The organism is Carnobacterium sp. TMP28, assembly GCF_047553015.1.
Taxonomy (GTDB): domain Bacteria; phylum Bacillota; class Bacilli; order Lactobacillales; family Carnobacteriaceae; genus Carnobacterium_A.
On the sequence record NZ_CP180212.1, the window covers coordinates 1,333,557 to 1,349,323 of the forward strand.

Annotated in this window: 15 protein-coding genes; 3 read left to right on the plus strand and 12 right to left on the minus strand. The window is 32.5% G+C overall.

Features of this window, described 5'->3' with window-relative positions:
• The 3 genes from ACMHYH_RS06445 to ACMHYH_RS06455 all read right to left on the minus strand — a co-directional run bounded on the left by ACMHYH_RS06445 (position 1) and on the right by ACMHYH_RS06455 (position 1,190).
• Complete coding sequence (locus ACMHYH_RS06445) at positions 1–222, minus strand: DUF2922 domain-containing protein (protein ID WP_414838588.1); 222 nt, start codon at positions 220–222, stop codon at positions 1–3.
• Between the two features lie 53 nt (positions 223–275).
• Entirely contained in the window at positions 276–428 is a 153-nt protein-coding gene (locus ACMHYH_RS06450; RefSeq protein WP_414838589.1) for a hypothetical protein, read from the minus strand.
• Positions 429–563: 135 nt separating this feature from the next.
• A complete protein-coding gene (locus ACMHYH_RS06455) occupies positions 564–1,190 on the minus strand; it encodes a sigma-70 family RNA polymerase sigma factor (protein ID WP_414838590.1) in 627 nt (208 codons plus the stop codon).
• A gap of 350 nt (positions 1,191–1,540) precedes the next feature.
• On the opposite strand from ACMHYH_RS06455, the gene ACMHYH_RS06460 reads away from it, so the two are divergent.
• Positions 1,541–2,470, plus strand: a complete 930-nt coding sequence (locus ACMHYH_RS06460; protein ID WP_414838591.1) for a competence protein ComK — start codon at positions 1,541–1,543, stop codon at positions 2,468–2,470.
• Positions 2,471–2,555: 85 nt separating this feature from the next.
• Here the strand turns inward: ACMHYH_RS06460 and ACMHYH_RS06465 are convergent, their stop codons facing one another.
• From ACMHYH_RS06465 to ACMHYH_RS06485, 5 genes are all read right to left on the minus strand, one after another.
• On the minus strand, positions 2,556–2,819 hold the full coding sequence (locus tag ACMHYH_RS06465; RefSeq protein WP_414838592.1) for a hypothetical protein: 264 nt from the start codon (positions 2,817–2,819) through the stop codon (positions 2,556–2,558).
• 728 nt (positions 2,820–3,547) lie between these two features.
• Positions 3,548–4,441: an NERD domain-containing protein gene (locus ACMHYH_RS06470; RefSeq protein WP_414838593.1), complete on the minus strand. Its 894-nt coding sequence runs from the start codon at positions 4,439–4,441 to the stop codon at positions 3,548–3,550.
• A gap of 318 nt (positions 4,442–4,759) precedes the next feature.
• On the minus strand, positions 4,760–6,412 hold the full coding sequence (locus tag ACMHYH_RS06475; RefSeq protein WP_414838594.1) for a hypothetical protein: 1,653 nt from the start codon (positions 6,410–6,412) through the stop codon (positions 4,760–4,762).
• 20 nt (positions 6,413–6,432) lie between these two features.
• Positions 6,433–8,427, minus strand: a complete 1,995-nt coding sequence (locus ACMHYH_RS06480; protein ID WP_414838595.1) for a DEAD/DEAH box helicase family protein — start codon at positions 8,425–8,427, stop codon at positions 6,433–6,435.
• Between the two features lie 27 nt (positions 8,428–8,454).
• A complete protein-coding gene (locus ACMHYH_RS06485; protein WP_414838596.1) occupies positions 8,455–9,297 on the minus strand; it encodes a TOTE conflict system archaeo-eukaryotic primase domain-containing protein in 843 nt (280 codons plus the stop codon).
• Between the two features lie 245 nt (positions 9,298–9,542).
• Between ACMHYH_RS06485 and ACMHYH_RS06490 the strand changes: the two genes are divergently transcribed.
• Both ACMHYH_RS06490 and ACMHYH_RS06495 read left to right on the plus strand, forming a co-directional pair.
• Positions 9,543–10,799 carry an AAA family ATPase gene (locus tag ACMHYH_RS06490; protein WP_414838597.1) on the plus strand — a complete coding sequence of 419 codons (1,257 nt, stop codon included), beginning with the start codon at positions 9,543–9,545 and terminating at the stop codon, positions 10,797–10,799.
• Between the two features lie 85 nt (positions 10,800–10,884).
• The gene (locus ACMHYH_RS06495; protein ID WP_414840360.1) at positions 10,885–11,457 is read left to right on the plus strand and encodes an RloB family protein; all 573 of its coding nucleotides are present in this window, start codon (positions 10,885–10,887) and stop codon (positions 11,455–11,457) included.
• A 193-nt stretch (positions 11,458–11,650) separates the two neighbouring features.
• Here ACMHYH_RS06495 and ACMHYH_RS06500 read toward each other — a convergent pair whose 3' ends face one another.
• The 4 genes from ACMHYH_RS06500 to ACMHYH_RS06515 form a co-directional block, all read right to left on the minus strand.
• Positions 11,651–11,830 (minus strand): hypothetical protein, encoded by a 180-nt coding sequence (locus ACMHYH_RS06500; RefSeq protein WP_414838598.1) that lies wholly within the window; start codon positions 11,828–11,830, stop codon positions 11,651–11,653.
• Between the two features lie 21 nt (positions 11,831–11,851).
• The gene (locus tag ACMHYH_RS06505; RefSeq protein WP_414838599.1) at positions 11,852–12,556 is read right to left on the minus strand and encodes an SEC-C metal-binding domain-containing protein; all 705 of its coding nucleotides are present in this window, start codon (positions 12,554–12,556) and stop codon (positions 11,852–11,854) included.
• Between the two features lie 1,331 nt (positions 12,557–13,887).
• Positions 13,888–14,592 (minus strand): nuclease-related domain-containing protein, encoded by a 705-nt coding sequence (locus tag ACMHYH_RS06510; protein ID WP_414838600.1) that lies wholly within the window; start codon positions 14,590–14,592, stop codon positions 13,888–13,890.
• Positions 14,593–14,655: 63 nt separating this feature from the next.
• Positions 14,656–15,702: a glycosyltransferase gene (locus ACMHYH_RS06515; protein ID WP_414838601.1), complete on the minus strand. Its 1,047-nt coding sequence runs from the start codon at positions 15,700–15,702 to the stop codon at positions 14,656–14,658.
• Positions 15,703–15,767: the final 65 nt, after the last annotated feature.

Here is a 15,767-nt window from a genome sequence, read left to right on the forward strand (position 1 = left end):
TTAGACTTCAAAGATGTCTTCTACAATTCGCTCAGTGTAGCGTGCTCCAGCCACTGTTGCGCATAAGTCAACGCCTTCACTTTGGAACAATTTCAAGGCACTAATAGATTCCATTGCTGCTTTTGCCTTTTCGGGTGTTAGGTTAAGAATTGAATCTGCCACACTCAGTGATTTTGCCTTGCCTAAACTTGTATTGAATAATAATTCTAGTGATTTTGCCATTATTTTTTTCCTCCTTTAGTTTTTAAATCGATTGTTATGCCATTCTTTTGAGATTAGCGTGTGTAGCGGTATTCTTCAGCAACCACTGTGTATGAAGCTGGTAGAATCGTGATTGTTTCTAGTGCTGCGGTAAACCCTTCAACTTGTACAGGTGTTACGCCTTGAATTGTATCTGAGTAATTGCGTTTAACGATCTTTTCATTCACCGCGTCCTCGAAGTGAACTGCGATTGACCCTTTATTCCATTCTTTTTCCATAATGTGTAGCCTCCTGTGTTTTATTTTTTGTAAGGTTTGTCATGACTGCTTACACCCTTAATAACGTTTTAGTTTTTTTATGTGTTACCTCGTTGCTTTCAATTGCACAAGAAAAGGATCTAGCTTTATCACAATGCTTTTTCGCCATTGATAAATGGTCTTACGACTAACTTGATATTTTTTAGCAATCTCCGTTACCGTTAGGCGATGAATGACTGCATCTATTAAGTACAGTTGCTCTTTTTTTGTCAAATACACCAGCATTTCTTTAAATAAATCCATTATTAAACACTCATTTTCAAACTGAGACTGTCTATCTGGGTAGTTTTCTTGTATCATATCTGGCCAAGGCAATTCATTCGAAGACAAACGGTATTCTTTTCGACGCAAATCTCTAATATGCCATTGGATTTTTTTGAATGCAAAACCACCAAAAGGATAGATAAAGGCTTCTTCCTCTGGATCTTCAGGAAAATTCTCATACGCTTCCACTAATTTTAGTAACCCTTGCTGCACAAAATCATCGTAATCTGGGTGAGTCCTTTTTATTCCTTCTCTTTTTAATACGCCAAACACAATCCGACTATGTCGGTCAAAAAAAGCTGATTCCTTTTCAATAGCTAGTTTTCTTATCATCTCGATCATTCCTTTATAAAGTGTTACAAGGCCTTGTACACTCATAGAATAATCGTTTGTATAGCATTGTGACAACGTCTCAAAGAGAGCCAAAACTAGTAGAAATAAACTTATTTATTGAGTTTGCATTCAAAATGCTCCTATTTAATTATTTTTTCACATGCAGCCTAAAAAGTACCTGTTTTATTAAGCAAAAACGACCTATTTTAAATTCATTTGAAAGAAAATGGTCATCTAAACAAATTAGTCTTCTATCCCTAATACCTATCTAGTAGTAGACATAGAGCGTTAAATTAAAAATAGATTAGTAAATAATAAGAATTTTATCATCTAATAAAAAAATGAGATTTCTTTAGTGAAATCGGTTACAATACACTTGTACTATTATTTTTTCTATTAGTCTAATTAGGAAAGAGGAATGATGCATGGGAAGAGATTTTGATCAGTTTCAAGCGATGGATACGTATAGAACATGGGAAAAGGAGTTTTATCACTCGTCGCATTATCAGGTTAATCAGCAATTAGCTTATGATGATGGATTGCTGCGTGAGAACCTTCTATCGACGCATGAATACACTCAGAAAGGTCAGCAAAAATCGCTTCATTTTACCAAAACAGCCTTACAAGAAATCGCTGATAACTGTATTGAATTCAACCATATCGTCATCACGAATCAAGTCATTTACATCAAAGACATTAGTAAGTTACCTTCTTCGCCTTTCAATAGTCTTATTTTCTATTTGAACCAAGAGCCACTTAAATCAAAAGAAACGACTACAGAAATTATGAATCGCTATTTTGAAGCCAATCTGGTGCCCTATCATTATGTTAAACTAATTGGACGCAGCATCGGTATTCAAAAGTGTTGTCCTTATGTATACAATACCATTGCTTATATTCCTGAAAAAGGTCCTTCAAACGCTCCTGTTAGTTGGTATGCCTTGCACCATGTCGTACATGCGATTAAAAACAATCAATCGAACTTAACTTTTTTGCATTTTCGAAACCAGCACGAATTCTCGCTTGAACTAGGAAAAAAAGGCTATGAGAGGCAGTTAGTTCACGTCATCAATCTTTACTCTCTTCAACAACTGTTTAAAAAACGAATAATGGCCGACTTTAATTTAATCGAATTGCCTTCAGCAGAAAAAGAGCTGAACGTCATCCAAAAAAGATTGCAAACAGCTACTTCTATTTACTTAGAACCGCATTCTTTGCAACAATTCTTGAATTATCTAGTGTATTTTAAAGTTCAAGAACTATTAACAAAAGTACTAGGAGAAGAAAATCCCTTTATCGAAGAAATTATGTCTACTTTTAAAAAGCCACCTTTTCGCTTTCGATTTAATAAGTAATCTCTTTATTTTCTAATACAAAAAAATCCGATCCCGCACTTATCTACAGTGGGTTTCGGATTTTTTGGTCTGATTGCGTAAAACTTTATTGATAAGTAGTAGCTTTGTACTGAACATTTTTCAAGCTCTCATTGATAAAAATCTGGTGTACCGATGCTCGCTTTTTTTCAGGTACTTCTTCGGCTATCTCTGCAACATTAAGACAAAGTTGATAGAATTTTTTTGCTTCTTCTTCTGTTTCAAATTCATAAGTATGGGCTATTTCTCGGGTATCCGCATAATATAAGACAACTTCTTTTTCTTCTATATACCCACTAAAATAATCTGAGAATTGTTCTAGTTCCCTCATGTTCTAACCTCCTTTCATTTTATTTTTTAGCTAAAAATAAAGGTCTACCGCCAGATTAAGCGGTTACATTCAACTGCGATGTACAAGCCTCTAGTGGATTTATCATACCCCTTATTTTTAAAATATACTAGTGAATTTATTCATTTGTAGGTACTTTCTAAGCTAATTCTAACATGATTTTTATCTCCTTTTAGTATTAGTCTAACTTTAATAATTACTCTACTAAATTCACAATTATACTTAACTATTGATAGTTTTACTAAGTCGCGGACAACTAACCTGCGAAAAAACTGAGACTTGTCCAAACCACAAAAAATACAGCCGTGTTCTGTTCATTTAACCCTCCACTTGTCTACTCTCATGGCATTCTGGACAAGTGTCACTGACAGTTCTACTCACTCGTCTTTTTTATATTTAATTAGACAAGTGGGCTCTTAAAGGATGTGAACTGGTCCGAATAGTCTCAAAACACTATCTACTCACGAACTTAGTCTTGCTAGCAGCACTAGTCACTAAGTCGCGGACAACTAACCTGCGAAAAGACTAAAACTTGTCCAAATCACAAAAAATACAGCCGTGTTCCGATTATTTAACCCTCCACTTGTCTACTCTCATGCTATTCTGTACAAGTGTCACTGATAGTTCTACTCACTCGTCTTTTTTATGTTTAGTTAGACAAGTGGGCTCTTAAAGAGTGTGAACTGGTCTGAATAGTCCTTGCTTTATCACTACTCGTGACTTTCATTTTTACTAAGTGCATTCAAGACTCTTCTGATTCGCTTCTTTGAGACCATTTCGTTGCACCAGCTATAGACAATATGCGTTGATAATTTATGTGTTGGAAATAGCTGTTTATACTCTAATATGTTTGCTAAAACTACAGAATTAACCGTATTTTTATAGCTACAATTATCACACTGATAGGTTTGACGATAAATACTCAATTCAAATCCGCCACATTTTTCGCATCTCATCCCTTTTTTAAGATCAGAAAACTGATAGTTAGGGATGTCTTCGATAAATACCGGCTGTTTACCTTTATATGTCATGAAATTTTTTATAAAGTTTTTAGGAGGTTTTTTCATCGCTGACATTTCATTTTTTAAAGCAGTAAAATGGCTTTTTAACTGAGTCGGTAGAATCATTATCTTTTCTTCAGGTGCATGAAATAAGGTGAACTCTGGATGAACGTAAACTACGAAAGCCTTCACTTCAAAGATATATCCGAGTTCTTTCAAGAATAGTTTTAATTTATTTTTAGTACTTTGAACTTGAATCAATGGATTACTCACTTCAAAATCAGGTTTCTTCAAAAGCATCTCTGAACCATAATAATAGTCACCACTGTAATTTTTTATTTCATATAGATAAATAGTCTCTCCTATTATTACTACCGTATCGATTTGAAAAGCGTTCGACATGCTTGGTTGTAAAAATAAATCATTCACAACTATACAGCCTAAACCTAATTGTTCTGTCATGCGGTCAAAGGCTAATTCGCCTTCAAAACCTTTTTGTAACGCCTTCAAATAATGAGTGTGTTTTCTTGATAAAGTCGTTCTTCGCTCAAGCGACTCCATTATGACTAGTGAGATGGGTTTTAACCTTTTGCTGTCAATCATCACGTACCTCCTATTAACTTACTTGCTGTCATAGGTTAAATACGCAATTTAACGTTGTATTCATTTATCTGAATTATTTACTATCAACTATTATTTACAGACAAGTTACTAATCAAAATCATATAACTCGTCCATTTTGACTAAAAAAACTCCCAGTTACTCAAATTTTGCCTTTCACTCTGCCACTTTACCTACGTTTTGGCCCAGTCATCACAACGATAGACTAAAGTTGTCTGTTTTTCCCTCTAAATAGACAGATTAAAAAGAATGACAGTAAAATTGTCTATTTCGATAGCTAGCTGATTTATCACTAAATTTTCAGCTTATTTTATCTAGTTCATTTTTAAAAGCACTTTTTCTAGAATACGTTTCTTTATACCAGTTTATCACTTTAAACTTTCCATCATGGGTACCATTAGACTCTACTACTTCACCCAATAAAACAATTAATTCAGCAGCTGTACTGTAACGTTTTCGATATCCACCTCCTACAATCACGTCTGTAAGGGCGGCTATCTTTTGATTCAACCAAACCAGATAAAACGCTCTTTGTTCGGGAGTTAATTTAACGGTTTTTTTCCATAAATCAAGATAATCCTCTTCTCTCTCTTTTTCACTACTGTAAAAGTTTAACCTTGATGCTAATTTTTTGATAATAGCTTTCTTTGCCTTACTGGTTGCGTTATTTTTATCTAAAATCAAAAAAAATAGAGGAACTATTATCCCTTTGAGACTATTATTCCAATTTAAGTCATTTTTTTCTCCCTCACAGTACGTATAAATAAAATCAAATTCTTTATTAAAAAAACGAAGCAATCGTTTAGAATCATCACTGAGCCAATTTTCATTTAATTGAGTATTGCCATTAAAATATTTCTTCGAAAAAGTATCTGGTAATTTTTTTACAAATAGTGCAGCTTTATGCGTTTTTTCTTCGTTATTGGATAATTTAAGTAGTCTTAGATAATGTATAAGACTAGATTCTGAGTAAAAAGCAGCTTCATAAAATTGTTCTATCTTATCTAGATGATCTAACTGAATAGAAGCTTTCGCTGCTAAATTGGCAACTTTTGCACGTATTAATCTACTTTCAGCTATATTATTTAGTGCTTCTAAGCCTAATTTCTCACAGTCACTAAACTGCTTATCTTCGTAAAGATAAAAGCATGCTTTTTCATATAAAATAGGGTGTCGATTTTTATTCTTTCCGGCTGATTCACAGAGTAACTGGATTCCGCCCCGATAGAGATACGCTTGAGTTAATAAATTTCCCGCTCTATCTCCTGACGTTTTCTGCAAAAAGTTAATCCATTCTACTAGAAATTCTTCGCTATCTTTTACTTCTTGAGGCCTTACTGAAAAAATTTCCTCTATCGTAATATCTTGGCACATCTCCCATAATAAGTATCGATACAATACGGAAGCTCTCTTTTCTTTTACCGTTGATTGATAGTGAGCGTAAAGTAAATTTATACAGATTTGTCTTATATTAATTTGTATCATCTGACTTTCTACTAATCTTTCCATATCTAGCTCATCATCAATCCATTCCTTTTTTTCTGTATCATATACAAAAAAAGGGACGGTGCATAACCAATCATACAAATCTGCCGCTTTACGGTAATCTCTCTTATTTAATAACTCTTCAGCTATTTCAAAGGCTTTAAGTAAATATTTTACAATAGAAAAATCATCCACATAAGTATAATCTTCGTAATGATTGTCCCAATTATTTTCGTAAAAGCTCGTGAAATAAACTTCTTGATCTTCTACCTTAACTAGCCACTCTTCTATTTCTTTTATTGAAATAGCTTGTTCAACTATAACTGGGGTTCTTAAAGATTCTAAAAAAATTTCCCGTTGATTCCCCATTTGTGTTCTTGCATAATCACGCATCCATTCAACCTTATCCTGGTCGGTCATCTTCAGTAATTGTTTATCTACCGCTTGCATAAATTCTGTAGTGTTCATTTACCTAACCATCCATTCTTTCATAGTTGACTTTTTAGTTTCAAAATTTCTTTTATTTCTTTTGAAATCAAGGGGCTTTCTAAGCGAATAAAACTGCTTTCTGCTTTATTCTTACCTAAAACATCTATATTGCCATACCATGCTATCTTTGAATCAATAATGACACACTGTTGCTGAACGTTCAGTTGTAAAGTTACTGAAAAACCGGCTGCCTTTAATTGCTGAACCAATTTTTTTTGATTTTCTCGGTGACTTTTATTCTTTAAAGCGTGGTAATCTGTTGTAACAACAGAAAAAATTAGAGAGTCACCTTTAAAATTTAATTGGTCATTAGTCAATCGTTTAATAGATTGGTCAACTAATGTTGGACTTGCAATAATAATCTCTATTTTAGCATTTCTTATATCCAACTTTAATTGGTCAAAATAATTGTCTTTTGTATAAATAAGACTTCTTTGATTTATCCCTTTTTCATTTATTTTCACTAAATAGCCCATAGATGAGTAACTAGATAATCTTTTTTGGTACATTCTTTCTAAAACCGGTACATGAATATCACAATAATCGTAAATTCTAACCTCTACTTTCCCATCGTATAAACGATGTAATCTGCCTGCATATTGTTGAACTCTTCCTTTAAAAGAGATAGGCATTGCTAAAAACAGAGTATCCAAGCGCGGCTCATCAAAGCCTTCTCCGATATATTTACCAGTAGAAATAATTGTCAATGGTTTATCTAGCGGTGCTTCTTTAATTCGTTTCATTTTCTCTGTTCGTTTCTTTTTACTCATTGCCCCCGTTATAGCAATGACATCAGGAATAGTTTTAATTAAATTATTTTCTAGTGCTTCTACATGCGACACTCTTTCTGTTAAAATAATTGAGTTTCTGCCTTCTTTATAACAATCCACGATGTCCTCTATAATATTTTCGTTTCTCACATGGGATTCAGCAATTTTTAGATAAATTTCTTGTAAAGTCATTTCATGATAAATTTCAGAGTTTAACGGCATAAATTTCGTAATAACCGTATGATCAAAAGGCCTTTTTTCAGTTTGCTTTTTGGCATCATCCCTATACCTTATCGAGCCACATTGCATAAAAATAATTGGCTCATGTCCATCTTTTCTAATAGGTGTAGCAGTAAGGCCATAAACGTATTTAGCATTAGCTTGCTTTAGCACTTTTTCAAAACTAAATGCTGAAATATGATGGCATTCATCGACGATAACCATTCCATAGTTATAGATACTTTCATGCACTTTTTCTTTTCGATACATCGACTGAAGTAAAGCGATATCTATTTTATTTGTCAGCTTTCTTTTTCCACCACCTAACTGTCCTACTGATTTATCTTCTTCCTTCTCAAAGGTAAGAAACTCTTCTATTTTTTCCTGCCATTGTTCTACTAAACTCGTCTTATTTACAAGTATGAGTGTATTTACTTTTCGTTCAGCAATCATGTTTAAAGCAACTACTGTTTTCCCAAAAGCCGTCGTTCCGCATAGAATACCTGTATCTTCAAGCAACATCTTTTCAGCAGCAATTTTTTGTTCAGGTCTTAACTTTCCTTTAAACGAAACAGCTAATTCATTTCCTTTAAACGTTCTATCTTTTGCTTCAAAAGAAACCGATAATTCATTTAATAACTTTTCAATTTTTTCTTTTAATCCACGAGGTAAGACTAAGTATTCTTCATTCTCATCACTACAAGAAATCATACGCTGAATTTGCCAAGTAGATTTTCTCATCGCTTGTGCCTGGTAAAATTCAGGATTTTGAAAGGCTGCCATTCTTTTTAACATACTCAAAGCCTTTTGAGAAAGTCCTTCTTTTTTGATATAAAGTTGATTCATTTTTATATAACTAACTTTTTTGGGAAAATCTTTTTTTTCTAAAATCAATTGTTGTTTATCTAAGCAGCTATTTTCGACACTTAAGACTGGAAGAATAGAAGTCGAGCCTATTTCAGCTATTAAGACTTCAATTGTCTGCTCTACTTTCTTTCGTGTCATTTTTTTAGTTTGACTTAAGAAGTGCCATTAATCTTCGAATTCTTGAAAATTATGATCGATAAATACACTATTTCCATCTATCCTAGCCTTCTTTTGTAACGGCAAGGCAATTAAATTGCCAAATCCACCTTTCGGTAATGTATCTTGATTCGGAAAGAGGCGGTCATAAGACTTAAAATCAATTTGGTGATTCAATGACATAGCTGCTGTAATAAGTAGTGTCCCCATTTTCCGAGCTACTTTTGCTGGAAGAGCTTCCTCAAAGAAAAACCAGATATGTGCACCATTACCGGAACGCGAGCGCTCAATCGCTATCGGAACTTCGTGATTCGTACATAATTCCCTTAGAATAGAAGCATCTCTTTGCCATTCTGCTTCATCTAAATCTATCGCTAAAAAATAGCACGTATCATCTAGACAAATCGGAAAAATTCCTGCTACTATTTCGCCCCTTAGGTGTTGCTCGATTACACGTGAGTCTAAAGGAGCATATTCTTTACTTTCAAAATCCCATGGTTTTAATTTTGCCGGTGCATAACCTGGCTTGCCTGTTTTAGAATGAACAAATCTTTTCGCATAACTATCGTTTCTTCCACGAAATAGTGATTGGTATAACTCAACTTTTTTACTAGACGAAGAGTATTTATTAAGTAAAGGTTGTACATTTAAATTGATTCCATTATTCGTTGTTTTTTTCATACTTTTTACTAAACTATTTCTCGTTAATTCTATCTCATTTTCTTTAATCTGATAATTCGTTTTTTCTATTTCTATTTCATACTTGTTTTTAAATTCCATTACTTGTTTTTTTAGTTGTTTATTTTCTTTTTCTAACTGATTATACGCTTTCAATAAATCTTCATAATTCATTCCAATCACCTACTTATCATTTATTTAAATATGTAATCATATTATACTAAAAATTCACCCACTCTATCTTATGTTTAAACGCTTTCATTCTATTCTTTTTTGAAAACTAAATTTAATTGGTTAATCTATTATCTCTATTTTCTAATTTTTTAAACTAACTAGCACAAAATAACTTTTTTTGAGAAATAATCTCAAAAATTGATTAATTATAGACATTATGTTATTCTCTATGCGAGGTGATAAATATGTTACATCAATTTACATTTGAAAATTTTAAATCTTTTAAAAATGAAGTTACGCTAAATTTAATTGCTTCTCCTATCTCAGAACATAAAAGTGACATTGCAATTGACAGGTATAATGAAAACGTTTTGAAAGTAATTTCAATTTTTGGGGCTAATGCTAGTGGGAAATCAAATGTTATTAAAGCATTTCATTTCACGAGAAATTTTGTTCTCTATTCTTTCTCTAATGAAAATATGAGTGGTTCTCAACGTTTAGCTGTTGATAAATTTCGTTTTGAAAATAAGGAACACCCCTCTTCATTTGACGTTCTTTTTTCTGTAAATAAGGATATTTTTCAATATGGATTTTCACTTGATAATGAGGAAGTAACGGAAGAATATCTTTATATTAGAGATAATAATACTAAAAAAGAAAAATTTAAAACTCTTTTTTATTTAGAAAATGGCAACATTATAGAGTTAGATAATCGATTAAAAGAAGCAAAAAATTTAGCGAAACTTATGGATACGAAAACTCTTTTTATTACTATCGCATCTAAATTAAAAATCCCCATAGCTAAAATAATCTACGAATGGTTTAAAGAGTGTCTGATAATGAATTATGGTCAGGATTTCAGAGAAAGACAAATGCTTATTGAAAGAAAAAATTCTCCTATTATAGATAGTATTAAAAATAATGAAAGAAAAGAAGAGTTAAAACAATTTGTTAAAGCAATCGATTTAGGAATAGAAGACTTTGGTCTGATTGAGCAACCCGTTATTAATGAAGAAAGTTCAATCGAAGATAAACAGTACCAAGTCTTAACCTATCATAAAAATATTGATGGTGGAAAGCATATTCCGGTACCTTTATCTTCTGAATCTAGTGGGACCAAGAAAATGATTTCACTTTTTATATCAATAAGTGAAGCAATTAAAAATGGCAGTACCATATTTATTGATGAATTAGATGCTAAACTTCACCCACTCCTTTTAAGATATATTATTATACTCTTTCATGATGAAAAAAGTAATCCTCAAAATGCACAGTTAATTTTTACTACTCATGATGTTTTTACTTTGGACAAAGATAATTTTAGACGAGATGAAATTTGGTTTACAGATAAAAATGAAAATGGTATATCTGACTTGTATTCATTAGATTCTTATATTCTTGAGGATGAGAATGGAAGCACTAAAAAAGTTAGAAAAGATGCTAGTTACGGACGAGACTATATTCTCGGAAAATATAAATCTATTCCAAATCTGAAACGATAGGGTAGTGAAAATCGTGAAATCTAAAAGACAAGCTGGTAAAAAGAAAAAAAAAGAAAAAAGAGCTCCTCTTCCTTCTAGTTAGTTAATTGCTACTGAAGGCGAAAAAACAGAAGTTCTTTACTTTAATGGTTTAAAAGATGAAATTAATAAAAAATACTCAAATTCAGTTGAATCATTTACTATCGATATTCGTGGATTAGGTAAAGAGACCTTACGAGTAATAGAAGAGATTGAAGACGTTAGGAGACATGCTCCAATTGTCTATGAACACATCTGGGCTGTGTTTTATAAAGACGATTTTCCTAATGATCATTTTGACAATGCGATAACAAAAGCTAAGGCACATAATATAAATACAGCTTGGTCTAACGAGTCTTTTGAATTATGGTATTGTTTGCATTTTTCTCTTCAACAATCAGCATTATCCAGAGGAGCATATAATGTTAGTCTAGATAATCTGTTAAAAGCTAAAGGATATCCCGGTTATAGCAAAATTGATTCAGGTATTTATCCTATTTTAAGACCTTATATGGATACAGCAATTAAACATGCAAAAAAGTTAGATACTCATTATACTGATCTAACTTATTCAAAAAGAAATCCCTGCACCAAAGTATACAAACTGGTTGAAGAATTAAAAGAGATTATTGATAAATAAAAAAACCTTTTAGTATAAGGTTTTTTATTTTTTTTAGATAAGTAAAACCAAAAATACTCCAAAAAACACCCTTTTAATTATCAAATAGGTAATCATACTCTTAAAAAAACTATTAACTACCCAAAATCTTTAAGATTACTTTAACATCTAAAGTAATTTGCTCGAACACATTTTGTTTACAGCTAAGTAAACACTATAAAACACTCCACTTGTCCAATCCAATAAGAAAACTACCGAGTGAAGGTCTGTTTCCATCTAACTCGGAACAGTCTAACACATCTTGGACAAGTGGAGCCAAAAATACTCCAAATTCGTCCGCTTCAGCATCAAATAGGCAATCACATTCTGAAATATCTTTGATTAGTTTTTGCATATGCTATTTTTTTTTACAACTCTATACTTTGTTAAGACAACATTTCTTATACTTTTTACCACTCCCACATGGACAGGTATCATTGCGTCCTATTTTTTTAATAACAAGTGGATCAGATAGTGATGGTTTTGATTTTAACATTTGCTCATGTAATTCAATCGGTGTAAAGCCATTATTTTCTCTTATTCGAGTATGGTTTGCCAATTCTATAATCAACTGGGCAACTTTATTCATTTGGTCTTTACTTTTAAATCCTGCCTCTTCAAAGCTGAATTCCCCTAAGGCATAATCTAATGAAAATCCGTATAGACAGTGTCCACGGATGTTTTCACTTATCCTTTCAGCTATGAACGAATCACCATCGACAACTTCAGTCGTTATGTACTCTTTTAAATTCCTATACTCTTTAGTCTCCTCCGCGTAAAACTCATTAGTGTACTTTAATAATTTATCCTGTTCAGGAATATAAAAAGATTTCGACTGTTGGTTTACAACTAATTCATCAAAAGTATCTTCTTCTAAAACGGTCTCATGGACAATCCAATCTCTATGCAGATAAATAAAATCTTTTTCTAATACTTCTTTATCAGCTTGAATCGCTATTTTTGCTTTTTCTAACGTCCATTTTGTTTTATTTTGACTATTATAAATCTCAACAACTTTTTCAAACTGCACGATTCCGTATAAGCGAGCCAAAGCGTTAGCGTATTTTACAATTCTTTTCATTATTTTCACTCCTTTTATCTAAATACTTTCTCTTCTATACCAATGAATAACCAGCAATCATATTTGCTCATCCTCACTACTTTTTATAATCGATTGATGTACCTTTTGTACACCACTATTTTCTTTTCTAATGAGCTCATTATCAAAAGCGAAAGTAAGTAGTCCAGTGACTATCGCCTATTGACACACTTAACTATTGGAGCCAAAAATACTCTAGTCCTGTCCAATCTAGCATCAAAAAAGCAAAACTAGTTTAAAAACACTATCAACCACCCAAAATCTTTAAAATTACTTCAACATCTAAAGTAATTTGCTCTAATAAATTCTGTTTACAGCCTAGTCTACACTATAAAACAGTCCACTTGTCCAATCCAATGAGAAAACTACCGAGTGAAGCTCTGTTTCTATCCAACTTGGAACATTCTAGCATAGTTTAGACAAGTGGAGCCAAAAACACTCTAGTCCTGTCCAATCTAGCATCAAAAGAGCAAAACTACTTTAAAAACACTATCAACCACCCAAAATCTTTAAAATTACTTCAACATCTAAAGTAATTTGCTCTAATAAATTCTGTTTACAGCCTAGTCTACACTATAAAACAGTCCACTTGTCCAATCCAATGAGAAAACTACCGAGTGAAGCTCTGTTTCTATCCAACTTGGAACATTCTAGCATAGTTTAGACAAGTGGAGCCAAAAACACTCTAGTCCTGTCCAATCTAGCATCAAAAGAGCAAAACTACTTTAAAAACACTATCAACCACCCAAAATCTTTAAGATTACTTTAACATCTAAAGTAATTTGCTCTAATAAATTCTGTTTACATCCTAGTCTACACTATAAAACTCTCTACTTGTCCAATCCAATGAGAAAACTACCGAGTGAAGCTCTGTTTCCATCTAACTCGGAACATTCTAGCACATCTTGGACAAGTGGAGCCAAAAACACTCTAGTCTTGTCCAATCTAGTATCAAAAAAGCAAAATTACTTTAAAAAAAGTATTAACTACCCAAAATCTTTAAGATCACTTCAACATTTAGAGTAATCTGCTCTAATAAATTCTATTTACATCCTAGTCTACACTATAAAACACTCCACTTGTTCAATCCAATGAGAAAACTACCGAGTGAAGCTCTGTTTCTATCCAACTCGGAACATTCTAATACATCTTGGACAAGTGGAGCCAAAAATACTCTAGTCCTGTCCAATCCAGGTCCATTGAACAAGTAAATTTCCTTAAAAAAACTATCAACTGCTCAGTATTCGCTAGCTCTGACTGCATGACAAAAGAAAGACTTCAATAAATTGAAGTCTTTCTGATAGTTAAGATTCTTAACGACTTAATTTTGCTTTAATCGTTTCGATGTGCAGTTCTTTTGTTTTTTCATCGGCATGTGTGTAGGGTTCAAGCGCTTGAGCGTACTGTTCTACTTCTTCTGGAGTCAATACAGGCTTAGTCTTCGCAGTTATTTTTTTCAAAACTCGCTTGATCTTTTGTTTTTTAATAACATGAACCGTTGGACTCGTGAGGGTAATTTTCTTCAACTCACATCTATTGCTAAAAACAATTAACGAATGCATCCATGTAGGATCTGTAATAGCCAGTGTCTCTTGTAAGGCTCTAATGTGACCTTTATTTTGCCAAATAGGGTTAAAAAACTTAAATTTCTTTTTATTTGGAAAACTTTGAGTCCAATTACGATTAGCTTCATTCCCAAATATCCATCCACCATAATTTTTAGATTCTATAACGAAAAAACCAAACTTTGTGATCATCACTAAGTCAACTTCAGTCGTGCTGCCATCTTTTTTAGGAAGATAAAGATTGGTTAGAATCCGTTTTTTCCCTTTTACTTTTTCAAGCTCAGTATATATCTTATACTCTCCCCAGTTGCCTTTATTGAAAAAAGTTTGTATAAATGTATGATTGCTTGCGAGTCGGTAAGAAGACATCTGAAATTCAAGAAAAGTTTTTAGAGTAGCTAGTGCAAATAATGAGATGTATACGATAAATATGACTCCTATCAGTTGTTCCATTGAGTTCAAATCTCCCATCTTTTTTGTCTCTTTTTACGTATATGTGTCATTTCTTGCTCCAAATCAAGTCTCATTAAAAACGTATTTTTTTTGAATATAAAAACTAAAAAAGAATAGCGCACTATCAATAAGAATCTTTATAATGGTTACGTTGATATCTGGAAAAAGTAATTTAACAAGGGATACAAAACTAGCGGATAATAAAATTTGAATCAGTACTAAGCCATAATACTTTAATAAGCTTTTTAAAGAGCCTTTTTCAAAAACGACTAATCGATTTAGCAGATAATTAACGAGCGAAGAAGCTCCTCTAGCAACCATAGAGGCGACCAATACTACTTCAAAAGAAAAGCCTGAAAATAGTCTTAATAAGAGCGTGAAAACTAAGATATCAATCAAAAATGAACTGATTGCAGAAAGAGCGTATTTTATAAATACGTTATAAATTAGCGCTGAATCTCTTAATGCTCTAAAATGAGTTGATTTATTATCGTTTAAGTAAATAGTTGAAATTGGGACTTCGATAATGGGAATAGCCTTTTTTTTCGCAGCGATCAACATATTTAACTCAAACTCAAATCTTTCCCCATCCGTATCAAGAAGAGTCTTCATAAAACTTTTTGGAATAACTCGTAAACCCGTTTGTGTGTCTCCAATAGCAATACCAGAAAATAGTTTCAGAATATTGCGTGTCAGCACATTGCCAAATTTACTTTTAAAAGGGACATCTTTTGAAAAGTTCCTCACGCCTAAAACTAAAGAATCTTCTTGACGTAAAAACTCCTCGATACAAGCAATCATATCTTCAACTGTATGCTGTCCATCTGAGTCAATTGTCACTATACCTTTTGCTTCAGGATAATCCGTCAGAATACATTCAATGGCTGTTTTAATCGCTCTTCCTTTTCCTTTATTTACCTTATGCTGTTTAAGAATCACATCATAATTCAAACAAATTTTCTTAAATAAACCGTCATACGTACTATTACTGCCGTCATTAATGACAATAATTTCATTGTTAAACAAACTACTTTCTCTTATTTGCTTTACTAATTCTACTAATTTGTAATCCGGCTCTAAAGTTGGGATGACGATTATTATTTCATTCATTCTATTTCTCCTTTTTTAACGTAATCTGATACGAAAGAACAAATAATAATTTTTCAACACTATTC